Consider the following 25,533-nt stretch of genomic DNA (forward strand, 5'->3'; position numbering starts at 1 on the left):
CCCTGAGCCCCTCATCCAGCCCCACCAGCAGCAGCGCCTCCCCGAGCCCGTTGCAAAGGCGCACCAGGTCCCCCTCCTTCACGCCAAGCGCCAGCAGGCTGGCGGCCCCCATTCGCACCCTGGGCCAGGGCTCGGCCTCCTGTAACCGGGGCACGTGGCCGGTGCGGGTCATGGTGTGCCACTGATCCCGCAGGCGGCCACTGTTGAGGAGCAGGGAGACAGCCCCTGCAAGCGGGGGCGTTGCTGGCTGCTCGGGGAAGCGCTGGGCCAGGGGCAGCAGGCGGGCCCGGCCATCCGGGGTGGCGAAGCGCCCATCCTCGAACAGGCGGGCCCTCCCCTGGGGCCAGTCGACGTTGACGGGCCAGCTCAAGGGTTCCAACGCCTCGAATTCGGCGCGGGTGAGACCCGCCAGCCCGGAGATGTCGAACTGGCGGGATCCGTCGTTCTCAAACCCGGAGAGGGCGGCATGCTCGCAGAAGATCTCGTGCTCATGCTCATAGGCGAACCCCTCGCCAAAGCCGAGCCGGCGGGCGAGCCGGGTCAGGGCCCACCAGTCGGGCCTGGCCTCCCCCGGCAGGGGCAGGAAGGCGCGCTGGCGGCTGATGGTGCGCTCGGAGTTGGTGACGGTCCCGCTCTTCTCTCCCCAGGCGGCGGCAGGCAACAGCAGGTGGGCGAGGCGCGCCGTGTCGGTGTTGGCCGTCACCTCGGAGACCACCAGCAGCTCGCAGCGGCTCAGGGCCTCGCGCACCCGGTTGCCGTCCGGCAGGGAGACCGCCGGGTTGGTGCCGATCACCCAGAGCGCGCGGATCTCCCCCCGGTGCACCGCCTCGAACAGCTCGACGGCCTTGTGCCCCGGCCCGCGCACCATGGTCGGGCTTCCCCAGAAGCGCTGTACCCGATCGCACTCGGCCTCGCCAAAGCCCATGTGGGCGGCGAGCTGGGTCGCGAGCCCTCCCACCTCACGCCCTCCCATGGCGTTGGGTTGCCCCGTCATGGAGAAGGGGGCCGCCCCCGGCTTGCCGATGCGACCGCACATCAGGTGGGCGTTGATGATGGCGTTGGCCTTGTCCACCCCCTGGTTGGACTGGTTGATCCCCTGGCAGAACAGGGTGACGGTCTTGGGGGTACGGGCAAAGAGCTGGTAGAAACCGATCAGATCGCTGCGGGAGAGGCCGCAGCTGCGGGCCACCTCGTCCAACTGCCAGGCGGGGTTGTCCAGCGCGCCCGCAAGTTCCTCGAAACCGCTCACGTGCTGCGCCACATAGGCCTTGTCCCAGCCATCGACATCGAGCAGGTAGCGGCACAGGCCGTTCCAGAGCGTCACGTCGCTGCCGGGTTTGAGTGCCAGATGCAGATCCCCCTGCTCCGCCGTCATGGTGCGGCGGGGATCCAGCACCACCAGCTTGAGCTCGGGGCGCCGCGCCCTGGCCTGCTGCAGGCGGCGAAACAGCACGGGATGGGTCCAGGCGGTGTTGGCACCGGTGAGCACCACCAGATCGGCGAGCTCCAGATCCTCGTAGCAGGCGGGCACCAGATCCTCCCCGAAGGCGCGCTGGTGGGCCACCACCGCCGACGACATGCAGAGCCGGGAGTTGGTGTCCACGTTGGCACTGCCCAGATACCCCTTCATCAGCTTGTTGGCGACGTAGTAATCCTCGGTGGTGAGCTGGCCCGACAGATAGATGCCGATGGCATCCGGCCCGGACTCGGCCAGGATAGCGGCAAAACGCGCAGCCAGGGTGTCCAGGGCCTCCTCCCAGCCGATGCGCTGCCCCATCCAGCGCGGATAGAGCAGGCGATCGGGAAAGGCCAGGCTCTCCAGCAGGCTGGCCCCCTTGACGCACAGGGCGCCGCCGTTGGCCGGATGCTGCTCATCCCCCTGCAACTGCCAGTTGTCCCCCTCCCGGCTCAGCCGGATGCCGCACCCCACTCCGCAATAGGCACAGGTGGTCTTCATTCCCTTGCTCCTTGTCATGTGTCTGACGAGGGGCCCATAAAAAAAGCGTCCGCCCCCCTGCGGGGACGGACGCCTTTGTCCGGATGCCTCATCGTCTTGTATGGGGAAGTGACTGCAAACCCCGCGCCAGGATGCAAGGGGCGCCGCCATTGCGCATCAGGATGTCGGGCTGCGCCGCCACGGTGCAGCCGCCCCCTTGTTGGGCCCGCCTTGCGGGAATCCGCCCCGCACGCTGGGCAAGGGGCCCACCGGGGGTATAATGCGCCGCCACACAGGAGAGAGAGATGAAAGTGTCAGATGAAGGCGCTGCCAGGCAGCACCGGGCAGATGCCCGGGAGAGAGGGGACTATTGCGCCATCGGACTGGTCAATCCCAAATCCCCGGAGAACGTGGGCGCCGTGATGCGGGCCGCCGGCTGCTACGGGGCGGACGAGGTCTACTACACGGGGCAGCGCTTCGAGCTGGCGAGGCGTTTTGTCACCGACACCAAGCAGATGGTGGAGAAGATCCCCCTGCTCGGGGTCGAGGCGCTGCTGGACTTCGTGCCCGAGGGCTGCACCCCAGTGCTGGTGGATCTTATCGAGGGGGCCACGCCCCTGCCGGATTACGTGCACCCCGAGAGAGCCTTCTACATCTTCGGCCCGGAGGATGGCACCCTGGAACCCGCCCGCTTCGCGGCGGTGAAGGAGGTCATCTATGTGCCGACTCAGGGTTGCATGAACCTGGCCGCCTCGGTCAACGTCATCCTCTATGACCGGTTGGCCAAGACGCTCAGCGCCAAAGGCTGAGGCAGAACAAGCGGGGCCCGATGACGGTATCAGGCCCGACAGCTAGGGCTGTGGCTTGTTCGCCCGCACCACCTGCTCCCTGAGAAAGTCCTGGTAGTAGTCGTACAGCTTGTTCTGCCGATAGATCTCCGCCAGCTTGCCTTGCCTTATCAGGGTGCGCATGCCGGGATCCCAGAGCCCGTGCAACTCCCTGCCCTTCGGGGTATCGGCGAAGATGGGGTAGGTCGGGATCCAGCGCAGGAATACCTGTACCAGCTCGGGGGGAAGGGAGCCTTCGGGGTAGAGGGCGCCGTCGGTCAGGTAGTAGCGGTAACGCCCCTTGATCAGCAATTGCAGCGCCATCTCGTGGCTGTCTATCTCGAACCAGCGCATCGGCTCCGGGATGAACTTGTCAAAGGCCCACCCCCTCAGCCAGAGCACCTCCTGCTCCTTGAGGCTGTGCTCCCCTGCCCAGTGCGGCAGCCAGCGCTTTTGCATCACCACGCTCACGTAGTCCGCCGAGTCGGGGTAGTCGGGCTGATGGACCCCGGGCACCTCTCCCCGATAGACCCCCATCGCCATGTCCCCCTCCTTTTGCGACACCACCGCCAGTGCCCGTTTGTAAGGCACCATGTGAAGCTTCACCTCGTGCCCCAGGGGTTCATAGATGGCTCGAACCACATCCAGATAGACCCCCTTGCCGTCCCGGTGACAGAAGCCGGGCCAGTCGTCGCAATAGACGTGTATGGTGTCTGCCCGCACGAACGAGGTGATCAGCAGGCAACAGAACAGAAAAAGACGAACCATGAATATCCTCAGTGATATGGCACTCGGCAGATGCTCACCGCCGGACGGCCCGTTCAGGCATACAGATAGCATAGAAAAACAGAGTCCCGGCCGACATTTTCCCCATTTTGCGAGCGGGTCGAGGGTTATTGTCGCCCCACAGCGTATCATGGCAAACAAGATTCATTAGTAGCCCAACTTGAGGGGAGATTCTCATGCCAACCATCAAATCCCTGCTCTGCCCCGTCGATTTCTCCGAGATGTCCAGAGCGGTACTCGACTACGCCGTCTTCATGGCCAACACCCACCAGGCCGAGCTCAAACTGGTCCACGTGGTGGATCAGCTGCACGGCTTCGACAGCTACAAGATCCTGCACATGACGGCCATCGAGATCACCCACGAGATGGAACGCCAGGCCAAGAGTCAGCTCAAGGAACTGGTCGCCTGCCTGCCCATTCCGGCCAAGTTCGAGGTCCGTTTTGGCCGCGCCGCCGATGAAATCGTCCTCCAGGCGAAGGAAGACAAGGTGGATCTCGTGGTCATGGGCAGCCATGGCCGCTCCGGCATCACCCACCTGCTGGTGGGCAGCGTGGCGGAATCCGTGGTGCGCCACGCTCCCTGCCCTGTGCTGGTGGTCCGCAAATAATCCCCGCCTGATGCGCCAAGGCCAGCATATGCTGGCCTTTTTGCTGTTGATTGCCATGGGATGCTCATCTCAGAACCGATGCACGAGGGATAACGAGAGATCGTCGGCAAGGTGCCACCCACCAGCCCTGGTAACGCCCTCGCAGCAGGGTCTCAGCCATGGGCATAGATGACGCTCCCTCCCTTGATGGTGTCGATGATCGCCCTGGACTGCTCCCTTGGCAGGGCCGGGCATCCCCAGCTGCGCCCCAGCTTGTCAAACTTCTGCAGATGCCGGGGGCTGGCGTAGTCCGCCCCGTGCACCACGATGGCGCGCTTGCGGGCATTGCTGTTCTTGCCGGGACTGAGGCCGTCGAGACGCAGGGAGTAACCGTGCTTGCCCTGATAGGTCTCGGCGGTGCGGTAGACCCCGAGGGAACTTTGCCGGGAATTCATCTGATTGGAGAACTGGCGGGCGGCCAGCTCCCCCGAATTGCGGCCGTGGCTGACCCAGGTGTGGTAGAGCAGCTTGTGGCGCTTGACGTCGATGACGAACAGCCGGCGCATGGTCGAGGGCTTGCTGTAGTCGATGATGGTGAGAATGGGTTTTCGCTTGTGGCGCACGCTCTGGTAACCGTCCAGAGCCTTGCGAAACACGCGGCTGTCGAGCTTGCCGGCCAGGCCGAGCTGACGATAGAGATCCTGGTCCCAGCTGGCGTGGCTGGCGCCGCTGAAACAGAGCGCCCCCAGCAGCAGTGGCAGGCTCAGCCAGAGGCTGCCCCACCACGCACTCCTATCCTGTCCCTTCATCCTTGAAGTTGCTCCCCTTGCTGTCGCTGGCCTGATGCCCCGGGTGACACCGCATCCTGCTGGATAGTTATATGCAAGCCATTGATTTCGAGCAATAAAAAAGCACAAAAATGCCGACCTGAGTCGGCATTGTCCTGCTTGCTGAGCGTGCCTGGATCAGGCACGGCTGAGATAATCCGCCTGCCCCACCCACTTGTAGCTGGTGAGTTCGGTCAGCCCCATGGGGCCACGAGCGTGAAGCATCTGGGTCGAGACCGCCACCTCGGCCCCGAGGCCAAACTGGCCGCCGTCGGTGAAGCGGGTGGAGGCGTTGACATAGACCGCCGCCGAACCGGCCCCGTTGACGAAACGCTCGGCATTGGCGAGGGAGTTGGTCAGGATGGCATCGGAGTGGCCGGCGTTGTGCTCGCGCATATGGGCGAGCGCCTCGTTGACGTCCGCCACCACCTTGACCCCCAGGGTCAGCCCCAGCCACTCGGTGTCGAAATCTTCCGGCCCCGCGTCGCACAGGTTGTCGCTGCCAGCCAGCAGCGCCATGGCGTTGGGCGCCCCCACCAGAGTCACCTTGCGCTCGTTCATCAGAGCCACCAGTTGCGGCAGCAAGGTGGCCGCCACCTTCTCGTGTACCAGCAGGGTATCGAGGGCGTTGCAGGCGGAGGGGCGCTGCACCTTGGCGTTCTCGATGACCGCCAGGGAACGCGCCAGATCGGCGCTCTCGTCCACGAAGATATGGCTGATACCGAACCCGCCGATGATGACGGGGATGGAGCTGTTCTCCTTGCACATCTTGTGAAGACCCGCGCCGCCGCGGGGGATGATCATGTCCACGTAGCGGTCGAGGCGCAGCAACTCGGCCACCAGCGCCCTGTCCGGGTTGTCGATGTACTGCACCGCCGCCTCGGGCAGGCCGGACGCCGCCAGGGCATGCTGGATCACCCGCACCAGCTCCAGGTTGGAGTGGAAGGTCTCGCGACCGCCGCGCAGAATGCTGGCGTTGCCGGTCTTGAGGCAGAGGCTGGCGATGTCGATGGTGACATTGGGGCGCGCCTCGTAGATGACGCCGATGACCCCGATGGGCACCCGGCGACGGGAGAGGCGCAGGCCATTCTCCAGCACCCGGCTGTCGATTTCGGCCCCGACCGGATCGTCCAGGGTGATCACCTTGCGCACATCCGCCACTATGCCGGCAAGGCGCGCCGGGTTGAGCAGCAGACGATCCAGCATGGCTTCCGTGAGCCCCGCCTCGCGCCCGGCGGCGATGTCTTTCTCGTTGGCCGCCAGGATCTGGGCACTGCGTGCTTCCAGTTCATCGGCGATGGCCGCCAGCGCCCGGTTCTTCTGTGCCGTGCTGACGGTGGCCAGTTGATAGGCGGCTTCACGGGCCGCCTGCCCCATTTTCTCCAGACTCATCACAGTTCCCTTTTGTTCATGCGGTGCCGCCCTCTTCAGAGCAGCACCATATCATCACGGTGGATGGCCACGGCCCCATAGCCGTAACCCAATACCTGTTCAATCTGATCCGAGTGGACACCGCGCAGCCGATCCAGCTCCAGATGGTCGTAACGGCAGATACCGCGAGCCAGCTCGCTCCCCTTGGGATCCAGGATACGCACCACGTCGCCACGCACGAAATCGCCCTTCACCGCGACGATGCCCTTGGGCAGCAGGCTGGAGCCCTTCTCCTGCATGGCGGCCACGGCCCCCTGATCCACCTGCACTTCGCCGTGAGGAGGGGGCCCTGCCAGGATCCAGCTCTTGCGCCCTTCCAGGGGGGATGCCAGGGCAGGGAACAGGGTCCCCACCCGCTCCCCGGCGGCGAGGCGGCCGATCACTTCCGGGATCTGGCCGGTGGCGATCACCACGTCCACCCCGGCGCGGCGCGCCACGTCGGCGGCCTGCAACTTGGTGGCCATGCCACCGGTGCCAAGACCGCTCACGCTGTCACCGGCGAGGGAGCGCAGGGTGTCGTCTATGGTCTGCACCTCTTCGATGAGCTGGGCATCCGGGTTGGTGCGCGGGTCGGCGGTGAAGAGCCCCTTCTGATCCGTGAGCAGGATCAGCAAGTCCGCATCCGCCAGGATGGCGGCACGGGCGGAGAGGTTGTCGTTGTCCCCCACCTTGATCTCGGCGGTGGCCACGGCGTCGTTCTCGTTGATGACGGGGATGATGCGGTGATCAAGCAGAGTGCGCAGGGTGTCGCGGGCATTGAGGTAGCGCTCCCTGTCTTCCAGGTCGGCGCGGGTCAGCAGCATCTGGCCGATGTGCAGCCCGTAGAGGTTGAACAGGTCCTGCCATACCCGGATGAGCTGGGTCTGACCCACCGCCGCCAGCATCTGTTTGTTCGGCAGGGTAGGCGCCAGCGGAGGGTGGCCCAGATGCTCACGACCGGCGGCGATGGCCCCCGACGTGACCAGCACGACACGGTGCCCGTGTCGATGCAAGGCGGCACATTGTCTGACCAGCTCGACCATGTGGGCACGGTTGAGGCGGGCAGATCCCCCGGTGAGCACGCTGGTGCCCAGTTTGACGACTATGGTTCTGTTTTCCATGGGAACGAAGGGTTAGAAAAGTAAGGAATCCCTTTATACCCACGGCCCCCCTGCCCTGCAAGGCAATTAAGCCTCGCCAGGCAGTTGCGGGCTCGGTGTCAAAGCATCGGGGTACCCCGCACCGGGAAGATGCGGGGCTTTGGGATCAGGCTGCCGTCACGCTCAGTTCGGCAGTCACCTGCTTCGCGGGGGAGAGAGTACACTCCAGCTGGGTCAACTTGCCGCTGATGAGCTTGTAGAAATGTTGCAGGGTGCGTTCCACTTCCGCCTGATGCTTCTTGGGCAGCGCCTTGTCGATCCACTCCCCGTCCGCGTTGTAGAACCCCGTCTGATAGTGGTAGCTGAAGCTGTGATCCGCCTGTTCCAGCACCAGCCACCAGCCCCAGAACTCCCGCTTGTCCGGAGCAGGCTTGGCGCTGACACAGACGGACAGGCAGTCAAAGCGGTATCGGCCCTCCTCGCACAGGTCTTCACGCAAATAGGGGCCAATGGCCGCGAACTGCCGAAGCAATCGCTTGTAAGTCACTCTTTCTGACATGCTAACCTCCCTGTTGAACAAGCCATACCATCACATGGTGATGTTACATTTTTAGTTTTATATCATGTACATAAGTGCTTTTTGAGCCAATCTACCGTCTCTTTCAGTGCCTCGTCATAGACCTCGAGCAGTGGCTGCTTGTCAAACACCACCGCCTTGCCGTTGCGACTCGCAGCGGCCAATGCCCGGACATCCTGCTCGGGACAAATAAAATCTTTCTTGTGCCCGATACTCAATATCGGCACGGAAGTGCGACTCCCCAGCAATCCCTGGGTCTTGAGGGAGAAGACCTGGCACTTGGTGCGCAGCAGATCCCACTGGGCCGCGTCCGCCCCCAGCCGGTTCGCCAGCCCGTCGCGCATCATGCGCGGGCAGCGGGCGAACATCTCCTGATTGGTGAACACCTGGTTGATGCCGGCACCGATGCAGACCACGGTCCGAAGCTTGAACGGCTCGACGAAGGCGAGGCGGGCCGCCACGTTGCCGGCGAGGCGGAACCCCACCATGGCGATGCGCTGGTGATCGACCCAGGCCACCTCCGAGAGGTAGTTGAGCACCGCCTGGTGCAGGCGGCTGGTGTCCTGCACCAGAGGCCAGTGCTCGGCATAGCCGGTGCCCGGCATGTCCAGGGAGAGCATCCCGATGCCGTGGGGCTCGAGACATTTGAAGTAGAAATTGAGGAAGTCCACCTGAAGCGAATCGATGCCGCCGCTGACGATGACCAGGGGCACAGGTTTCTCGGTGGTGGGCAGATGCAGGTAGCCCTGGATGGTCTTGCCCCGAAATGGGACCTGCAACTCCTTGAGGGGCACCTTGAACAGGCGTCCGGCCTCGCGATAGGCCATGTTGCCAAGCAACTGGGCCTGATCCGCCAGCTCGTCGTGCTTGAGGTGGGGGTAGCTTGCGATGGAGTAATAGCGCACTGCCTTGAGCAGGCTCTTCAGCGCCGCGGCGCGATCCCCTTCCCCCAGCAGCGTCCGCCCCGTATTGAAATAATGGCCGGCGAGCTGGCTCCACTCATAGACCCAGTTGCCGGGCACATAGCCCTTGATGGTGTCCAGATAGCGTTCGTGACTGCGCTCCCCCTGCCCCATGGCGATGTGCGCCAGGGTCTGCTCCACCTCGACGGGATCGGCCCCCTGCCAGGCCCAGGTCGGTCTGCGCAGCAGGCGATACCAGCGGGGCGACAGGGCGCCATCGATGAAGCTGTCAGACAGTGCGCTGTCTTGCTCGTCGACGGGGCTCGAGTTGGAGACTTCGGAAGTTTCCAATACCTTTTTGACCCGGGTAAACAGCTTTTCCGTCAGATTGGTATCGTCGTTTGGTTCCAAAATGGTGGCTCTTCTGTCTCAAACAATGTCCCATCTTAACCACTTTTCACATCGAGCAGCCACACCAGAAACACATTGAGCCCCAAAAGGGGCTCAATGTGGTCAACCTTGCATCACGACGGATCAGTCCGCTCCCGAATGCCGGGGAGTCACTGGTCGCGACCGGTGGGGCGATTACGCTTCGTCGCAGATCGGCTTGGCGAACTCCAGCGCCATGTCCCAGGGCTGTTCAATCCAGGTATCCTGCGGAATGGCCACTTCGAAGTCATCCACCAGGGGTTCGCCCATGGGCTTGGCGAAGATGGTGATGAACTTGGCTCTGGGGTAGAGCTCGCGGATCGCCTTGGCGGTGCCGCCGGTGTCAACCAGATCGTCCACCACCAGCCAGCCTTCGCCGTCACCTGCGGTGGTGGCAGCCTTCACCACCACCAGCTCGCGCTGGTTGTCGTGGTCATAGCTGGAGATGCAGAGGGTTTCGACATTGCGAATGCCAAGTTCGCGGGCCATCAGGGCCGCAGGCACCAGACCACCGCGGCTGACGGCGATGATCCCTTTCCACTGGCTGACAGGCAGTTGACGACGGGCCAGACGGCGCGCTTCGCGTTGCAGGTTATCCCACGATACATAGAACTTTTTTGGCATGCTATCGATCTCAACGAGTTATAAAGCAATCACTTATGAGGCGAAACCCGGCAAAGGGACGGGTTCAGGTCAATTCTGGCACCCCGTTTCCCGAATTTTGCTTGCACTTTTTCGGCCTCGGGGCTGACGCCTCGGCGGCAAAAACGGATGCAATGCGAACAGGGATGGGGTGTAGCTGGCGGCCATGTCGGGTGGACTCCCGAGCTCGGGCCGGCTGTTGGGCCGGTATGATAGCACTCTTTATGGATAAATTGAGCGGCAAACGTATGCGAAAAACAGGAAATGTCCGCCATCTTCCGCTCTGTCGCCCTTTTGGGAGGGCTCCGGCGACACCGAAATGGTATCCGTTCGACACATACACCATGACATTCGGGCAAAAAAATAGCAGGGGGAGGAGAGGATCCTCACGCACCTGCTGCTGTTACCTGTGACGCCTGCGAGCCTTAACGGCGGGTGGCGTAGGGATTCGGGTAGTTGAAACCCTGGGTATAGAGAGATTGGGCAAACCAATAGGTTGAATTGCTGCCTGACATCATAAACTCCTGATTGCTTAACAAGTTACGTACCTTAATGCGGGTTCACATCCTTGAACTGACACTCGGTTCCATGGAGGCGCACTTGCTTTGCTTCGGTTCCCTGGAGGCATTGATTGTCATCCTGACAAGTGGGCTGGCCACGGCGGCTAATTTACCACCCGGCGCCCAAAAGACAATATTTTTGTGACTGATATCACAAAATTGATGTTGTGCTGACACGAATAAGGCAGGCAGTGAAGTTCGCCATCCATGCTCCCTTTCCCAGCACAAGCAGAGCGTCATTTGCGCTGATCGCTCACATTTTTGCGTGATTGACTGTATTATCGTTATCCTCTTCCCCGGCCCGCAGAGTGGGGCCCGACATTTTCCATGCTGGTAAGGAGTCCCGACGTGGCACAGCTCAGTTCTCTGTCTCCCAAGTTGATTTGGCAATTCTTCGAGCAGATCTGCTCCATCCCCCACCCCTCCAAGCACGAAGCCCAGCTGAGCGCCTGGATCGTGGCGTGGGCCCAGGGAGAAGGCCTGGCGGTCAAGCAAGATGCCGTCGGCAACATCATCATCAAGAAACCGGCCACACCGGGGATGGAAAACCGCAAGGCCGTGGTGCTGCAAGCCCACATCGACATGGTGCCCCAGGCCAACGCCGACACCCAGCACGACTTCACCACCGATCCCATCGATGCCTACATCGATGGCGAATGGGTCACCGCCCGTGGTACCACCCTGGGTGCCGACAACGGCATGGGCATGGCGGGCTGCCTGGCCGTGCTGGCCGACAAGACCATCAAGCACGGCCCGCTGGAAGTGCTGCTGACCACCGACGAAGAGACCGGCATGACCGGCGCCTTCGGTCTGGAAGCGGGCTGGCTGGAAGGCGAGATCCTGCTAAACACCGACTCCGAAGAGGATGGCGAGGTCTACATGGGCTGCGCCGGCGGGGTGGATGCCAATATCCGCTTCCCCCTGGAGCGGGTCGCTGCCACCGAGGGTGAAGGTTTCGAGCTGCAGGTCAAGGGCCTGCGCGGCGGCCACTCCGGGGTCGACATCCATCGCGGCCGCGGCAACGCCAACAAGCTGCTGGTCCGTCTGCTCAAGGCCGCCGAACCGCTGGGGGTGCGCCTTGGCGATCTCAGTGGCGGCACCCTGCGCAACGCCATCCCCCGCGAGGCCCGTGCCAGCCTGCTGGTGCCCGCCGCCAGCGTGGCTGACTTCAAGGCTCTGGTAGACCGCTACGCCGGCATCTATCAGAGCGAGCTGGCCGCCACCGAGGCCAACCTCACCGTGCTGCTCACCGCCCGGGAGAAACCGGCCCAGCTCATGAGCGAGTCCCTGCAAAGCCGCCTGCTGGATGCCCTGATGGCCTGCCCGAACGGGGTGATGCGCATGAGCGACGCCATCCCGGGCGTGACCGAGACCTCCACCAACCTGGGTGTCATCAAGACACTCGAGGGGGAAGTCTATGTGCAGTGCCTGATCCGCTCCCTCATCGATTCCGGTCGCGAGAACATCGAGCAGATGACCCACTCCCTGTTCACCCTGGCCGGCGCCAGCTGCGAGTTCACCGGCGCCTACCCGGGTTGGGCCCCGAACGTTGACTCACCGGTCATGGCACTGGTGCGAAGCAGCTACCAGACCCTGTTTGGCGAGATGCCGAACGTCATGGTGATCCACGCAGGCCTCGAGTGCGGTCTGTTCAAGAGCGCCTACCCGGACTGGGACATGGTCTCCTTCGGCCCGACCATCCGTGGCGCCCATGCACCGGGGGAGAAAGTACACATCCCGGCAGTCGAGCGTTTCTGGCAACTGCTGGTTCACGTGCTGGAACATATCCCGGCCAAGTAAGCCAACTCACGACCATACCGATGCCCCGCCCCGTGCGGGGCATCTTTTTTGTCCTCCCTCCTCGGCCACCTCTCTCATATCCCCGATTCCACGCATGGCCCTGGCTTGAAATCGTATCCATGAACAGGTCTGCATTTGAAAACCCTTTCCATGATTTATGTAAATTTACAACACAAAAAGTTGATCCAGCTCACATATCCCCCTAGGATCAGAACGTGACCAAGGTCACACAACCCATGAACCACAGAGAAACGAGGTCATCATATGTTCGAGAATCTGGCAGTGCTGTTCCACCTGAAGGGTGCAACCAGCAAGAAAGGTGCTGAAGAGAAAGACACTTATGCGCCTGCAACCCGCAATTACTACTTCCGTTATGGCGCCTGATATCGCCTGTCCGGAAGTTGAAATTAGCAACGTAATAAAACTACAAAAAAACTCAGCAATCCACACAGCAGCCACCCCCATCGGGGCGCTGTCCTGCCCGGGCCAGAATTTCCACGGCCAAACCTGAACTCCAACCATGAAGATGGGGCCCGCAGGCCCCATTTTTTTATCCCGTTTCCGCCTCTATTGCGCCTCCTCGGTGCCACCTTGCAGCGATGCCGGTCGCGACGCGGCGGGCGCCGGCATCATATCGCCTTTCCCAACGGGACCGCCTCCTGCACGGGCAAGGGGAAATGGCAGGCCACCTGATGCCCCTGCCCGCCGCACGCCTCAAGGGCGGGCGAGCGGGTGCGGCACAGATCCGTTGCATGGGGACAGCGCTGGTGAAAGTGGCAGCCACTCGGCGGCGAGATGGGGGACGGTACATCTCCCGTCAGCAGGATGCGCTGGCTGCGCCGCCGTGGATCCGGCACCGGAATGGCGGAGATGAGCGCCTGGGTATAGGGATGGCGTGGTGCCAGGTAGAGTGCCTGGGCCTCGGCCAGCTCGACGATCCGGCCCAGATACATCACCGCAATCCTGTCCGAGATGTGCTTTACCACCGACAGGTCATGGGCGATGAAGATGATGGCGAGGTTCATCTCCCGCTGCAGATTGAGCAGCAGGTTCACGATCTGGGACTGCACCGACACGTCGAGCGCCGACACCGCCTCGTCACACACCAGCAGCTTGGGCTTGAGGGCGATGGCGCGGGCGATGCCGATACGTTGGCGCTGGCCACCAGAGAACTCATGGGGATAGCGATCCACCGCGCTGCCGGGCAAACCGACTTTCTCCAGCAGCTCCTGCACCCATGTCCGGCGCTGTTCGGCGTTGCCCTTGCCGTGGATGATGAAAGGCTCCTCCAGGATCTGCCCCACCGTGTGGCGGCTGTTGAGGGATTCTGCGGGATCCTGGAACACGATCTGCATCTCCTGACGCAAGGATCGCATCTCCTTGGGCGAGAGGTGGGTGATGTCACGCCCCTCGAAGGTGATGGAGCCAGCGCTCGGCTCGAACAGCTTGAGCAACGAACGCCCCAAGGTGGACTTGCCGCATCCCGACTCCCCCACCAGGCCAAGGGTCTCCCCCTGCCTGAGATCAAAGCTGATGCCATCCACCGCGTAGACGGTGTATTGCTTGCGCAAGAAACCGCCACCCATCTTGAAATGCTGCTTTAAATTGCTTACCGACAACAAGCTGGTCATGACTTCCATCCCCGACGATTCATGGCAGCAGACGACCTGGTCGCCTTCCCGCCGCCAGGCTGCCCTGCGACACCCCGTACCCACACCAGGCCGTTCATAGGCTCACCTCCTTCCAGTGGTGGCAGGCCACCCCGTGGTGCTCGCTCAACTGCTCGGTCACCGGTATGGTCTCCACGCAAAGGGGCGTGGCATGGGGGCAGCGGTTGGAGAAACGGCACCCCGCCGGCATCTCGTGCAGGGCGGGCACCTGACCCTTGATGGTCTTGAGCAGGCTCTTTGGCACATCTTCCAGACGCGGGATCGAGGCCATCAGACCATGAGTATAGGGATGGCGCGGGTGGTCAAACAGTTCATAGATATCGGCCCGCTCCACCGCACGCCCGGCATACATCACCACCACCTCGTCGCACAGCTCCGCCACCACCCCGAGATCGTGGGTGATGAAGATGATGGCCATGCCGGTCTGGGCTTGCAGCTCCTTCATCAGATCCAGGATCTGGGCCTGGATGGTCACATCGAGCGCCGTGGTCGGTTCGTCGCAGATGAGCAGCGCCGGTTCGCAGGCCAGCGCCATGGCGATCATCACCCGCTGGCGCATGCCGCCGGAGAGATTGTGGGGATAAGCCGCGAAACGCTGGGCAGGCTCGGGGATCCCCACCTTCTGCAACATGGCGATGGCTGCGTCACGGCGCTGGACCTTGCTGTAATCGGGGCGGTGGAGGCGAAACACTTCCATCAGTTGATCGCCAACCGTCTGCACCGGGTTGAGGGCCGTCATGGGCTCCTGAAAGATCATGGAGATACGGTTGCCACGCACCTTGTACATCTGCTCCGGCGGCAGATTGAGCAGCTCCTCCCCCTGAAAGCGGATGGAGCCCGCCACCACCTGACCGTGGGGCCTTGGCAGCAACCCCATGATGGCCAGCGAGGTGACGCTCTTGCCGCAGCCGGACTCGCCGACTATCCCCAGGGTTTTGCCCGGGGCGACCTGGAAGCTGACCCCGTCGAGCACCTTGATCTTGCCGTCGTCGACGGCGAACTCCACCTCGAGATCCCGCACCTTGAGGATGGGGGACAGAGACTGCCCCTCATGATCGCTGGTGCCGGGGGCGGTGGCCTGTGTGTTGGGCATGACTGCTGCTCCCTTCTGGGCCACATCAATGATGTGCATAGGTCTTGTCGATCAGGGTGATGGGGGCCAGCGCCTTGCCGTCAGCCTTGGCCTTCTGGGTCTCCTCCTTCACCTTGGGATCGATCCAGAGCAGGCCGCCACTGCTGTGGGGGTAGCCATCCATGGGCCAGTAGAGCAGATCCGGGGTGTTGCGGGTGGCGGGCACCTCCGGCAGCATCACATAGCGCCAGCTGCTGGCTCGCACGTAGTTGAGCTGAACCCCGGGCACGAAGATGGCGAGATCATAGATCCGCTGCTGGATCTGGTGGGAAAGCGCGGCCCGCTTGTCCATGTCGAACTCGACGTTGTAGGCGTCGATCAGGGTGTCGAGCTCTTTGTCAGCCACGTTGAACAGGTTGTTGGTCTGGGGCTTGTTGGCGTTGTCGGAGTGGAAGGACTCCCAGTATTGCGGATAGAGACCGCCGCCCCCCCAGCCAAGCCATGCCGCCTCGTGTTTCTTCTCCAGCATCACCTTGAAGCCGGTGGCGCCATCCACCAGATTGAGCTCCAGATCCAGGCCCGCCTTCTTGGCCTCTTCCTTGAGCACGGTCAGCCGCTTGGAGTGCTCCTGGCTGGTGTAGGTGAGGGCCAGGGTGAGCCGCTCTCCCTTGTCGTTTTGCAGGATGCCGTCCGGTCCCTGCTTGCCGTAGCCGCCCTTGGCGAAGTACTCCCGTGCCTTGGCGATGTCGTAGGCCCGCTCAGGGAGCGCGATGTTGGTGAAGGCCCCGAAGCCAGAGCCGAAGGTGGTAGCGCGGTCATAGTCGCCGTGCAGCACCGTCTCTATCATCTTGTCGATGTTGAAGGCGTGCTGGATACCGAGCCGCACGTTGAGATCCGCCAGCTTGGGATTGGCCACGTTGAGGTGAACCCCCTGCCCCCCCTGCTTGGTGTCGGTCATGGCCATCACCTTCTGCACGTATCCCTGCTTGTACTCCGGGGTGACCGCTTTCTCATGCCACCAGTTGGGCAGGATCATCTCGAAGGTGTCCAGCTCCCCCTTGAGGAAGTGGCGGAACGCGATGTTGTGGTCGCGGATCACCTGCACCTTGATGGTGTCGAGGTTGAACCTGTGCTGGTTGTAGCGATCGTCTTTTGCCCACCACTCCTTCTGCTTGCTGAAGGTAACGGACTTGCCCTTCTTCACGTCGCTCATCACGTAGGGACCCGTGGTGGGTACCACGGCCCAGTTGTACTGCTTCACCCAGTTCGGGCCCATCTTGTAGTAGTGCTTTGGCTGGGGCCACAGTTCGGTGGTGTTGAGGAGATCGAGCTTGGCCTTGCGGCTGCCCGCCTTGACCAGGATGGTGTGGTCGTCAATCTTCTCCACCGCCACCACCTCGGTGGTGTAGTAGTTGTTGAACCAGGGGCCCTTGATGTCCTTGGAGCGCATCATCTCGTAGCCGAAGGTGTAGTCATCGGCGGTGACCGGCTTGCCGTCGGACCACTTGGCGCGCGGGTCGAGCTTGAAATAGACGGTCTGGCTGTCCGGCGCGATGGCCCAGGCATTCGCCAGGGCCGGAATGGGGTTGCCCGTGTTGGGATGGAAGCTGATGAGCCTCATCTGGTTGTCGAGGATGAAGGAGCGGAACGAGCCGTTGGAATCCGGCCCCACGGTGCGAAACGTCAGCGGGAAGCTGTCGACGAAGAGATTGAGGTTGCCGCCGGGCAGCGCCTTGGGAGAGGCGAACACGGGGTCGGTGTCGTTGGTCTCCCACGTCAGATCCGCGGGCAGGCTGGCCGCCCACACCCAGGATCCGTTCAACAGCAGAAAGAGAGCACCTGTCCATTTGATTTTATTGTTCATGTTTGACTTCCTGGTCATGCCCCTGCACTGGGGGCGTCTTCATTAAGGGTCCTGTCGATGTGCCCTGGCAAGGCGCCACCGCTCACTGATAACGGGTAAATTTGCGCGGATCGAACGCCTCCCGGATGGCCTCCCCGATGAAGGAGACCATGATGAGCACCAGGCTCACCGCCGCCACCACCGAACTCACGATCCAGATGGCGTCGAGGTTGTTGATCCCCTGGGAGAGCAGCTCCCCCCAGCTCGGGGTCGGCGGCGCCAGGCCAAAACCCAGGTAGTCCAGCGCCGTCAGGGTGGAGATGTTGCCCACCACGGCAAACGGGGCCAGAGTGACGATCATCATCAGGGTATTGGGCAGAATATGGTTGAAGATGATGCGCCTGGTGCTCGCCCCCTGGGCCCGCGCCGCCATCACGTAGTCCCGCGCCCGCTCCTTGTAGGTGAGGGTGCGCATGTACCAGGTGATCCCCATCCAGCCGAACAGCACGTTGATGCCGACGAACAGGCCGAAGTTCGGCTTGGCCAGGGAGACCAGGATCATGATGACGTAGAGGAAGGGCACCTGGGACCAGATCTCGATGAAACGCTGCATCAGGAGATCGAACCGACCGCCGAGGAACCCCATCATGCAGCCGATGCTGACCCCTATGACATAGCTCGCCACCAGCGCGATGAAGGCAAAGCCGATGGCGATGCGAAAGCCATAGACTAGCCGTGCCAATACGTCGCGACCGCTGGTGTCGGTGCCGAGGAAATGGCGCTCCGCCAGGCTCGGGGCATAGGGCGGATAGGCTTCCTCCTTGAAGTCCTGCTCATAGGGGTTCCAGGGGACCAGGGGCAGCAACACCCAATCCCCCTTATCTTCCTTCGCAAATTGGCTCTTGAGCTGGCGATAGTTGGTCTCGTACTCGTAGTCGAGCCCGAAGTGCTGGCCCGGGATCACGTCCCCATAGGTGGGGAAATAGAGCTCCCCCTGATAGCTCACCGCCAGGGCCCGGCTGTTGACCAGCAGTTCTGCCAGCAGAGAGATGACCACCAGGACCGAAAAGATGACAAAGGAGTAGTAGCCGCGCTTTATCGACTTGAAGCGCTTGAGTTTTTTCAGAGTTACCGGATTCAGGTTCATGCTCACTCTCCAAACCGCACGCGGGGATCGACCAGGGCAACGCAGATGTCGGAGACGATATGGGCTGACATCAGCATCGGCATGGCAACAGAGTTCAGGCTCATGATTACTCTCCAAACCGTACGCGAGGATCAACCAGGGCAACGCAGATGTCGGAGACAATGTTGCCCACCAGCATCAGCATGGAGGTGATGGCCAGAATGCCCATGACGGTGGGGTAATCCCGCTCGACGATGGCCTCGTAACCGAGCAGGCCGATGCCGTCGATGTTGAAGATGGTCTCGATGAGGAAGGAGCCCCCGAAGAAGACGGTGAGCACCGACCCTAAGTGACTCGCGATGGGGATCAGGCTGTTGCGCATGGCGTGATCGGTCACCGCCTTGCGAAACGGCAGCCCCTTGGCCACGGCGGTGCGCACATAATCCGCCGACAGGTTCTCCATCAGGCTGTTCTTCATGGTCATGGTGAGGATGGCGAAATCCCCGATGGCGTAGGCGATGAGGGGCAGCAGGGCGTGGGCGAAGACGGTGCGGATCTGATCCCAGCTGCTCTCCATCCCGTCAAACTCGTCCCCCGGGAAGCCCCCCATGGGCAACCACTCCAGATGGAACGCAAAGACGGTGATGAGGAAGATCCCCACCACGTAGGCGGGCAGCGCATAGGCCATGTAGATGAGCATGGAGCTCAGGGAATCGAAGCGGCTGTTGTGCCTGAGCGCCTTGGCCACCCCGAGCGGGATGGAGACGGCATAACTCAGCAGAAAGGTGGCGAGCCCGAAGAAGGCGGTCACCGGCAACCTCTCCTTGATGAGATCCCACACCGGCTCGTAATAACGGGTCGATTCCCCGAGATCCAGCACCGCCAGCTTCTGCAACCAGTCCCAGTAGGCGACCAGCATGGGCTTGTCGAGGCCGTAGAACGCCTTGAGCTCTTCAATCTGTTCGTCGGAGAGTGCCTGCGCCCCCTTGCTGCCACTGGAGCGGCCGGACTCGTTTTGCGAGACCTGCGCCTGCAGCAACATGCGCTCGACCGGGCCGCCCGGCACGAAGCGGGTGATGGTGAAGACGAGCAGGGTGATACCGAGAAACGTCGGGATGATCAAAAGCATCCGACGTAGGAAATACGACAGCATGGTGGAACCTCGTCCTTGTTGTTCTTTTATGGCCAGTCACATCCGGTGACGGGCCTATCCTTACCTGGCATTACTCACTGAATTGACTGGCATTGGCAGACAATCCGGCTCGGTCACTGTAAAAGCTCTGCAACAAAAATCAAGTAGAACCCTGTCTGCGACCGGGAATGTCCCCCCGCAGCATATCCCGCGGATGATTTTTTCCAAAAAAACCAACTTCAATATAAAAAACTGCTACGCCTACCCGTCCAACTCGATTTTAATTATTAAAAAATTAATTACACAGGTGTTTTAATCCATATCAAACAGAATAAAATCAACAAGTTAAGGATAAGTCGGGTTATTTTCTCATTTACCTATAAAAGAAGAGGGATAGCCTCCCCCACCCTCCGTTCCCCGGAAAACGCTCTCGCCATAAAAGCAGATGAAAATACTGCAAAAAACCGTTTTCTCGATATCGGCACCGGAGTGACAAGCGACTTATCGATAAGTTCAAAAATAATCAATAAAATTGTAAAAATCGAACTTAACAACATCTTTACATAATTTGACGCGGCATTTACGGAATAAAACGCCAAAAATATTCCATCAAGTGCATATTCCCATCTAATTCCCTCTGCTGCCCCCATCCCCGCCGCTCCATTTGACGTCCATCACCAAACCTTGATAAGCCTTACGCACCGCTCCAACGAGGGCGGTAATGGAAGCAAACAATAAACAATCAGGAAGGATACTAGCGATGCTTAGGAAAAGCAGACTCTCTGCTGCCGTAGCGTTTGCCTTGGCGAGCGCGGCAGTTGTGGCCACCCCTGTCCTGGCCGAAGAGGGCCAGAACGTAGAAAAACTGCAAAAAATCAAGGTCACCGGCTCGCGGATCTCCCGGGTCGATGTGGAAGGCGCCACTCCGGTCGTCTCCGTGACCAAGGCGAAAATCGAGCAATCCGGTCAGCAGACCGTCGCCGATTACCTCAAGCAAGCCTCCTACAACTCCTTTGGCGGCGTCTCCCCTGCCTCCGGCAGCTCCTTCCAGTCCCAATCCACCGTCGGCCTGCGCGGCCTGGGTTCCGAGCGTACCCTGGTTCTGCTGAACGGCAAGCGGGTAGCGGGTTCCCCCACCATGGGCGGCACCTCCATCAACCTCAACACCATCCCCATGGCCGCCGTTGAGCGGGTCGAGGTCAACCTGGACGGCGGCTCCGCCATCTATGGTTCCGATGCCATCGGTGGCGTGATCAACGTGGTGCTCAAAGAGGGCTACGAAGGGCTGGACTTCCAGGGCCGCATCGGCTCCCCGAGCGAAGAGGGCGGCGACGAGAAGAGCGGCTCCATCGTGGCAGGGGTGGCCGGCGAGAAGGGCTCCCTGATGGCGGTCTACGAGCACGACAAGAAGGACGTCATCTACGCCCGTGATCGTGACTATCTCTCCAAACAGGGCAACGACTCCCCCAGCCCCTACGGCCGCAACGTGGAAGGGATCACGGGTCTTGACGCCAACGGCGACCCCATCTGGAAATACGGCCCCCTGGCCGGCGCCACCAATGCCGACGGTTCATGCAAGGAGCCCTTCGTCGGGTTCGAGGGCGGCTGTAACTTCAACTACGGCCAGGTCGCGGCCACCACGGCCTCCCGCAGCCGTGACACCCTGTACGTAAACGGTCGCTACCACATCAACGACAACGTGGACTTCGTGCCGCAGATCATCGGCTCCCGAGTCGAGAGTTTTGGCCGCTTCGCCCCGGCCGCCGGTGCCTTCACCATTGACCCGGCCAACCCGAAGAACGCCCAGTTCTTCGCCGACAACGGCCTGGATGCCGCCGCCACCCAGGGTCTGGGTGAGGCTGCCTACGCCTACTACCGCTTCAGCAACGTCGGTCCCCGTGACAACTATGTCACCGACACCACCGGCAGCATGAACCTCGGCTTCGAAGGCACCATCGCCACCGAAAGCGTCGGCGACATGCAGTGGAACGCCGGCTACATGTACTCCAAGACCGACAACAAGGAGAACGGCACCGGTTACGTGCTGAAGTCCGCCGCCCAGCAGGCGGTCGCCGACGGCAAGTTCGTCGGTGGCGAGTTCGACGCCTCCACCACGGCCTCCATGGCCGCCGACACCAGCCGCCGCTCCACCATGGACTTCTACCAGTGGTACGCCGGTGTCCAGTGGGACATGGGTGAACTGCCGGCCGGTCCGGTCAGCTGGTACGCCGGTGCCGAGTACAACGACTGGGTCTATGCCGACAAATACGACGCCCAGTCCGAAGCCGGCAACATCATCGGCTCCTCCGGCAACTCCTCCGGTGGCGTGCGTGACGTGACTGCCGCCTACATCGAGTCCCTGGTGCCCATCACCGAGCAGATCGAGCTGAACGTGGCCGGTCGCTTCGACAAGTACAGCGACTTCGGCAGCGCCTTCTCCCCCAAGGCGAGCCTGCGTTACCAGCCGCTGGACAACCTGATGCTGCGCACCTCCTGGTCCCGTTCGTTCCGCGCCCCCAGCCTGAGCGATCTCTACTCGGCTGACTCCTTCTCTGCCGACTGGGCGAAGGATTACGTCTACTGCGAGGCCAACGGCATCTCCGCGGCTGACTGCCCGAACCGCCAGTACGACACCACCCGTACCTCCAACGAGGATCTGAAGGAAGAGACCGCGGACACCTGGAACTTCGGGGTGGCCTACAGCCCGGTGGATGACCTGAACCTCTCCCTGGACTACTACACCATCAAGATCGAGGACGTGATCCAGCTGAACTCCCTGCAGTCTCTCATCTATGACGAACTGAACAGCGGCAGCTCCAGCAGCATCACCCGCAACAGCCAGGGCAAGATCAGCAACGCCATCGCACCCATGGTCAACCTGGGGACCCTCGAGACCTCCGGCCTCGACCTGAAGGTGGATTACACCTACGACCTGAACTACGCCACCGTGCGTTATGACCTGGGCGGTACCTACATCCTGAAATACAAGGAAGGTCTGTACGCCGGTGGTCCCATCATCGACAAGATCGGCCAGAACGGTCTGCCCCAGATGCGCTTCAGCTCCGGTGTGGGTGTCAACGTTCCCCAATGGTGGAACATGGATACCTACCTGAGCGCGAACTACATCGACTCCCAGAGCCAGGATTACATCGCCGATACCGGTGAGGAAGTGGGCCACATCGCGTCCCAGACCACCTGGAACCTGAACGTCGGCGTGGAAGCGCCCTGGAACGGCAAGATCCAGGTCGGCGTGAAGAACATGTTCAACGTGGGCCCGTCCCTCGAGAGCGATGGCTTCACCTATGACGACGAGCTCTACAGCATCGACGGTCGCATCTACTACCTCGACTACAGCCAGAAGTTCTAATCCACCAGCAAACCACAAGCCGGCCCGTTCGGGCCGGCTTTGCCCAAGGTCCCAAGGAAGTTACGGAGATAGGGTAATCCTATGAAAACAAGGACAACTACAATGAAGAAAGCGCTCCTCGGCAGCCTGATTTCGGCTGCCTTGCTGACCAGCTTCAATCTGAGTGCCGCCTCTGCCAGCCAGGCCGTGGACGCTCAAGCCGCCACCGACAATGCATCCAAAGTTTCCCAGCAGAAGATCGACAGCTACGCCGAGTCTGCCGAGTCTGCCCTGGCCCAGTACAAGGCCGCCCTGCGCCAGGTCGACAGCCTGCGCACCTACAACGAGCAAGTGGGCAAGATGGTCGACTCCCAGAGTGCCGAACTCGCCTCCATGCAAAAGCAGATCGCCCAGATCGACCAGACCAGCACCGAAGTGGTGCCCCTGATGCTCAAGATGATCGACTCCCTCGAGCAGTTCGTCTCCCTGGACCTGCCGTTCCAGAAGGTGGAGCGTGAGGACCGCGTGGCGGCCCTGACCGATCTCATGAACCGGGCCGATGTCACCATCTCCGAGAAGTACCGCAAGATCCTCGAGGCCTACCAGATCGAGGAGGGCTTCAGCCGCACCATCGAAGCCTACAAGGCGAGCCTGGACAAGGATGGGGACGAGAAGACCTACGAGTTCCTGCGCGTCGGGCGCATCGCCCTGCTCTACCAGTCCCCGGATGGCAACGAGACCGGCATGTGGAACAAGAAGACCCGCCAGTGGGAAGTACTGCCCCAGGAGTATCGCAGTGCGGTTGAACAAGGCCTTCGCATCGCGAAGAAGCAGGCGCCCCCCGCCCTCATCAAGCTGCCGGTTCAAACTGCGGAGAAAGCATCATGAAAGGAATCAAACTTGCCATCGCCTCGCTGATCGCGGGCGCCACCCTGGTCACCCTGCCGGTGACCGCCGCCGAGAAGCCGGTGGATCTCAACGCCCTGCTCAATCAGGTCAAGGCCGCCAGCACCAGCGAATCCCAGCTCAACAAGGAGCGGGAAGCCCGCTTCCTGGCTGACAAGAACGAACAAGGGGCCCTGCTCGCCAAGGCCAAGGCGGATCTCGCCGCCGAAGTCGCCAGGGGCGAAAAGCTCAAGGCCACCTTCGATGCCAACGACAAGCAGCTCACCGAGCTGACCGAGACCCTGCGCCAGCGCTCCGGCAACATGGGCGAGATGTTTGGCGTGCTGCGCCAGTTCGCCGGCGAGTTCAAGGGGATCTTCAACGCCTCTGCCCGCCGGGTCGAGCATCCGGAGCAGACCGCCCTGCTGACCCGCCTGGCCGAGAGCAAGGAGCTGCCCTCCAGCGATGACCTGACCGCCTTCTGGACCACCACCCTCAGCCGCATGGTCGACGGTGGCAAGGTGAGCCAGATCCCGGCCACCGTGGTCTATGGCGAAGGCAACCAGGCCGAGAAGACCGTCACCCAGATCGGTGAGTTCAACACCGTCTCCGAAGGCAAGTACCTCACCTTCGTGCCGGAGACCGGCAAGTTCGAACAGCTGCCCCGCCAACCCGACAAGGGGGTGCTGGAACCCATCGCCGACTTTGAACAGGGTGGCGGCGGCGTCAAGCCGATCTTCGTCGACCCGTCCCGCGGCGTGATCCTCTCCCTGCTGGTGCAGTCGCCGACCCTGAAGGAGCGGATCGACCAGGGTGGTGAAGTGGGCTATGTAATCATGGTGCTCGGCGTGCTCGGTACCCTGTTGGCACTGTTCTGCGGCGCTCGCCTCTCCCTCATCGGCGGATCCATGCGCAAGCAGCTCAAATCCGATCAGATCATCAAGGGCAATCCCATCGGCGAGATGCTGGGGGCCTACCAGAGCCATCGTGGCGACAACATCGAGGATCTGGAATCCAAGCTCGACGAGATCATCCTGCGCAACGTGCCCAAGTTCGAGAAGGGCATCAGCATCATCAAGCTGATCGCCTCGGTCGCGCCGCTGCTGGGTCTGCTGGGTACCGTGGTCGGGATGATCGCCACCTTCCAGGCCATCACCCTGTTCGGTACCGGCGATCCCAAGCTGATGGCGGGGGGTATCTCCGAAGCCTTGGTCACCACCATGCAGGGTCTGGTGGTCGCCGTGCCCATGCTGTTCCTCTACACCATCGTGCAGACCCAGAGCCGTCGTCTGATCCAGGTGCTGGAAGAGCAGAGCGCCGGTTTCGTCGCCCGCTACCAGGAACGTCTGCACGCCGCCAAAGCCGCAGCCTAAGGAGTCACCCATGTGGTTCTGGTTGATTGAAGAAGTCGAGTCGGTCCGCCGGTTTCTGGGATTGGGGGGCGACGTGCTGGTCGCCCTGTTCTTCCTGACCCTGATGATGTGGGCCCTGCTGCTGGAGCGCTGGTTCTACTTCATGGCGGTCTACCCCAAACAGGTGAAGCAAACCAAGGCTACTTGGCTGGCCCGCACCGATCACCTCTCCTGGTCTGCCAGGCAGATCCGCCGCGAGCTGGTCTCGCGGGTGGCCATGGCGGTGGACAAGGGGATGCCGGTCATCAAGGTGCTGATCGCTCTCTGCCCGCTGATGGGGCTGCTCGGGACCGTGGTGGGCATGGTGCAGGTGTTCGACACCCTGGCCATCACCGGCACCGGCTCACCGCGGGCGATGGCCTCGGGGATCTCCAAGGCGACGGTACCGACCATGGCGGGCATGATTGCCGCCCTTTCCGGCCTGTTTTTTGTCAACCAGCTCGATCACAAGGCCAAGCTGGCCGTGCAGAAGCTGGAAGACAACCTGAAACACGGCTGATGCAGGATGCACATCCCCGGCCGGGCCATGCCCGCCGGGGCACAGAACAAGCAAGGAGTTTTTTGCCATGAGAAAACGTCACAGCGACAGCGGTGCTGACGAGGCGGCCATCGATTTGACCCCCATGCTGGACATCGTGTTCATCATGCTGATCTTCTTCATCGT

21 protein-coding genes are annotated in these 25,533 nt (G+C 61.8%); 8 read left to right on the plus strand and 13 right to left on the minus strand.

All coding sequences use genetic code 11. The annotated features are described in order from the left end of the window. Positions 1–1,957 (minus strand): molybdopterin-dependent oxidoreductase (locus BN1120_RS15860; protein ID WP_042016883.1); only part of this gene is annotated, 1,957 nt, incomplete at its 3' end. Positions 1,958–2,241: 284 nt separating this feature from the next. Between BN1120_RS15860 and BN1120_RS15865 the strand changes: the two genes are divergently transcribed. Then, positions 2,242–2,745, plus strand: coding sequence for an RNA methyltransferase (locus tag BN1120_RS15865; protein ID WP_042016886.1), 504 nt, complete (start codon positions 2,242–2,244; stop codon positions 2,743–2,745). Positions 2,746–2,787: 42 nt separating this feature from the next. On the opposite strand, the gene BN1120_RS15870 is transcribed toward BN1120_RS15865, so the two are convergent. Next, positions 2,788–3,531 carry a hypothetical protein gene (locus BN1120_RS15870; RefSeq protein ID WP_042016889.1) on the minus strand — a complete coding sequence of 248 codons (744 nt, stop codon included), beginning with the start codon at positions 3,529–3,531 and terminating at the stop codon, positions 2,788–2,790. Positions 3,532–3,725: 194 nt separating this feature from the next. On the opposite strand from BN1120_RS15870, the gene BN1120_RS15875 reads away from it, so the two are divergent. After that, on the plus strand, positions 3,726–4,157 hold the full coding sequence (locus tag BN1120_RS15875; RefSeq protein WP_041212463.1) for a universal stress protein: 432 nt from the start codon (positions 3,726–3,728) through the stop codon (positions 4,155–4,157). Between the two features lie 152 nt (positions 4,158–4,309). Here BN1120_RS15875 and BN1120_RS15880 read toward each other — a convergent pair whose 3' ends face one another. From BN1120_RS15880 to gpt, 6 genes are all read right to left on the minus strand, one after another. Further along, complete coding sequence (locus BN1120_RS15880; protein ID WP_042016892.1) at positions 4,310–4,945, minus strand: murein L,D-transpeptidase catalytic domain family protein; 636 nt, start codon at positions 4,943–4,945, stop codon at positions 4,310–4,312. Positions 4,946–5,101: 156 nt separating this feature from the next. After that, positions 5,102–6,355 (minus strand): glutamate-5-semialdehyde dehydrogenase, encoded by a 1,254-nt coding sequence (locus tag BN1120_RS15885; protein WP_041212461.1) that lies wholly within the window; start codon positions 6,353–6,355, stop codon positions 5,102–5,104. 35 nt (positions 6,356–6,390) lie between these two features. Continuing rightward, the gene (proB, locus tag BN1120_RS15890) at positions 6,391–7,494 is read right to left on the minus strand and encodes a glutamate 5-kinase (RefSeq protein ID WP_010675460.1); all 1,104 of its coding nucleotides are present in this window, start codon (positions 7,492–7,494) and stop codon (positions 6,391–6,393) included. A 145-nt stretch (positions 7,495–7,639) separates the two neighbouring features. Further along, on the minus strand, positions 7,640–8,032 hold the full coding sequence (crl, locus tag BN1120_RS15895; RefSeq protein WP_039040346.1) for a sigma factor-binding protein Crl: 393 nt from the start codon (positions 8,030–8,032) through the stop codon (positions 7,640–7,642). Positions 8,033–8,094: 62 nt separating this feature from the next. After that, positions 8,095–9,363 (minus strand): esterase FrsA, encoded by a 1,269-nt coding sequence (gene frsA / locus BN1120_RS15900; RefSeq protein WP_041215706.1) that lies wholly within the window; start codon positions 9,361–9,363, stop codon positions 8,095–8,097. 174 nt (positions 9,364–9,537) lie between these two features. After that, a complete protein-coding gene (gene gpt, locus BN1120_RS15905) occupies positions 9,538–10,005 on the minus strand; it encodes a xanthine phosphoribosyltransferase (RefSeq protein ID WP_039040347.1) in 468 nt (155 codons plus the stop codon). 926 nt (positions 10,006–10,931) lie between these two features. Between gpt and BN1120_RS15910 the strand changes: the two genes are divergently transcribed. Continuing rightward, positions 10,932–12,383: an aminoacyl-histidine dipeptidase gene (locus tag BN1120_RS15910; protein WP_042016894.1), complete on the plus strand. Its 1,452-nt coding sequence runs from the start codon at positions 10,932–10,934 to the stop codon at positions 12,381–12,383. 629 nt (positions 12,384–13,012) lie between these two features. Here BN1120_RS15910 and BN1120_RS15915 read toward each other — a convergent pair. The 5 genes from BN1120_RS15915 to BN1120_RS15935 all read right to left on the minus strand — a co-directional run bounded on the left by BN1120_RS15915 (position 13,013) and on the right by BN1120_RS15935 (position 19,247). Then, positions 13,013–14,014, minus strand: a complete 1,002-nt coding sequence (locus tag BN1120_RS15915; RefSeq protein WP_041212969.1) for an ABC transporter ATP-binding protein — start codon at positions 14,012–14,014, stop codon at positions 13,013–13,015. Between the two features lie 94 nt (positions 14,015–14,108). Next, on the minus strand, positions 14,109–15,146 hold the full coding sequence (locus BN1120_RS15920; protein ID WP_042016906.1) for an ABC transporter ATP-binding protein: 1,038 nt from the start codon (positions 15,144–15,146) through the stop codon (positions 14,109–14,111). 25 nt (positions 15,147–15,171) lie between these two features. Beyond that, the gene (locus tag BN1120_RS15925; protein WP_042016896.1) at positions 15,172–16,989 is read right to left on the minus strand and encodes an extracellular solute-binding protein; all 1,818 of its coding nucleotides are present in this window, start codon (positions 16,987–16,989) and stop codon (positions 15,172–15,174) included. Between the two features lie 82 nt (positions 16,990–17,071). Then, entirely contained in the window at positions 17,072–18,115 is a 1,044-nt protein-coding gene (locus BN1120_RS15930) for an ABC transporter permease (RefSeq protein WP_041212459.1), read from the minus strand. Positions 18,116–18,221: 106 nt separating this feature from the next. Next, positions 18,222–19,247: an ABC transporter permease subunit gene (locus BN1120_RS15935; protein WP_010675471.1), complete on the minus strand. Its 1,026-nt coding sequence runs from the start codon at positions 19,245–19,247 to the stop codon at positions 18,222–18,224. 739 nt (positions 19,248–19,986) lie between these two features. Here BN1120_RS15935 and BN1120_RS15940 point away from each other — a divergent pair. The 5 genes from BN1120_RS15940 to BN1120_RS21985 form a co-directional block, all read left to right on the plus strand. Further along, on the plus strand, positions 19,987–22,593 hold the full coding sequence (locus BN1120_RS15940; protein WP_039040352.1) for a TonB-dependent receptor plug domain-containing protein: 2,607 nt from the start codon (positions 19,987–19,989) through the stop codon (positions 22,591–22,593). Positions 22,594–22,695: 102 nt separating this feature from the next. Beyond that, the gene (locus BN1120_RS15945) at positions 22,696–23,460 is read left to right on the plus strand and encodes a DUF3450 domain-containing protein (protein WP_041212457.1); all 765 of its coding nucleotides are present in this window, start codon (positions 22,696–22,698) and stop codon (positions 23,458–23,460) included. After that, positions 23,457–24,830: a MotA/TolQ/ExbB proton channel family protein gene (locus tag BN1120_RS15950; RefSeq protein WP_041215711.1), complete on the plus strand. Its 1,374-nt coding sequence runs from the start codon at positions 23,457–23,459 to the stop codon at positions 24,828–24,830. The genes BN1120_RS15945 and BN1120_RS15950 overlap by 4 nt, the downstream gene beginning before the upstream one ends. A 10-nt stretch (positions 24,831–24,840) precedes the next feature. Next, positions 24,841–25,368, plus strand: a complete 528-nt coding sequence (locus BN1120_RS15955) for a MotA/TolQ/ExbB proton channel family protein (RefSeq protein WP_041212455.1) — start codon at positions 24,841–24,843, stop codon at positions 25,366–25,368. Positions 25,369–25,435: 67 nt separating this feature from the next. After that, a partial coding sequence (locus tag BN1120_RS21985) for an ExbD/TolR family protein (RefSeq protein ID WP_042016899.1) occupies positions 25,436–25,533 on the plus strand: 98 nt, incomplete at its 3' end.

Source organism: Aeromonas caviae (assembly GCF_000819785.1).
Lineage (GTDB): Bacteria > Pseudomonadota > Gammaproteobacteria > Enterobacterales > Aeromonadaceae > Aeromonas > Aeromonas caviae.

Excerpts from the sequence above, each read along its gene's own strand:
- BN1120_RS15865 (WP_042016886.1), top strand. The coding sequence starts at position 2,242 with ATGAAAGTGTCAGATGAAGGCGCTGCCAGGCAGCACCGGGCAGATGCC.
- BN1120_RS15870 (WP_042016889.1), bottom strand. The coding sequence starts at position 3,531 with ATGGTTCGTCTTTTTCTGTTCTGTTGCCTGCTGATCACCTCGTTCGTG.
- BN1120_RS15875 (WP_041212463.1), top strand. The coding sequence starts at position 3,726 with ATGCCAACCATCAAATCCCTGCTCTGCCCCGTCGATTTCTCCGAGATG.
- BN1120_RS15880 (WP_042016892.1), bottom strand. The coding sequence starts at position 4,945 with ATGAAGGGACAGGATAGGAGTGCGTGGTGGGGCAGCCTCTGGCTGAGC.
- BN1120_RS15885 (WP_041212461.1), bottom strand. The coding sequence starts at position 6,355 with ATGAGTCTGGAGAAAATGGGGCAGGCGGCCCGTGAAGCCGCCTATCAA.
- proB (WP_010675460.1), bottom strand. The coding sequence starts at position 7,494 with ATGGAAAACAGAACCATAGTCGTCAAACTGGGCACCAGCGTGCTCACC.
- crl (WP_039040346.1), bottom strand. The coding sequence starts at position 8,032 with ATGTCAGAAAGAGTGACTTACAAGCGATTGCTTCGGCAGTTCGCGGCC.
- gpt (WP_039040347.1), bottom strand. The coding sequence starts at position 10,005 with ATGCCAAAAAAGTTCTATGTATCGTGGGATAACCTGCAACGCGAAGCG.
- BN1120_RS15915 (WP_041212969.1), bottom strand. The coding sequence starts at position 14,014 with ATGACCAGCTTGTTGTCGGTAAGCAATTTAAAGCAGCATTTCAAGATG.
- BN1120_RS15920 (WP_042016906.1), bottom strand. The coding sequence starts at position 15,146 with ATGCCCAACACACAGGCCACCGCCCCCGGCACCAGCGATCATGAGGGG.
- BN1120_RS15925 (WP_042016896.1), bottom strand. The coding sequence starts at position 16,989 with ATGAACAATAAAATCAAATGGACAGGTGCTCTCTTTCTGCTGTTGAAC.
- BN1120_RS15930 (WP_041212459.1), bottom strand. The coding sequence starts at position 18,115 with ATGAACCTGAATCCGGTAACTCTGAAAAAACTCAAGCGCTTCAAGTCG.
- BN1120_RS15935 (WP_010675471.1), bottom strand. The coding sequence starts at position 19,247 with ATGCTGTCGTATTTCCTACGTCGGATGCTTTTGATCATCCCGACGTTT.
- BN1120_RS15940 (WP_039040352.1), top strand. The coding sequence starts at position 19,987 with ATGCTTAGGAAAAGCAGACTCTCTGCTGCCGTAGCGTTTGCCTTGGCG.
- BN1120_RS15945 (WP_041212457.1), top strand. The coding sequence starts at position 22,696 with ATGAAGAAAGCGCTCCTCGGCAGCCTGATTTCGGCTGCCTTGCTGACC.
- BN1120_RS15950 (WP_041215711.1), top strand. The coding sequence starts at position 23,457 with ATGAAAGGAATCAAACTTGCCATCGCCTCGCTGATCGCGGGCGCCACC.
- BN1120_RS15955 (WP_041212455.1), top strand. The coding sequence starts at position 24,841 with ATGTGGTTCTGGTTGATTGAAGAAGTCGAGTCGGTCCGCCGGTTTCTG.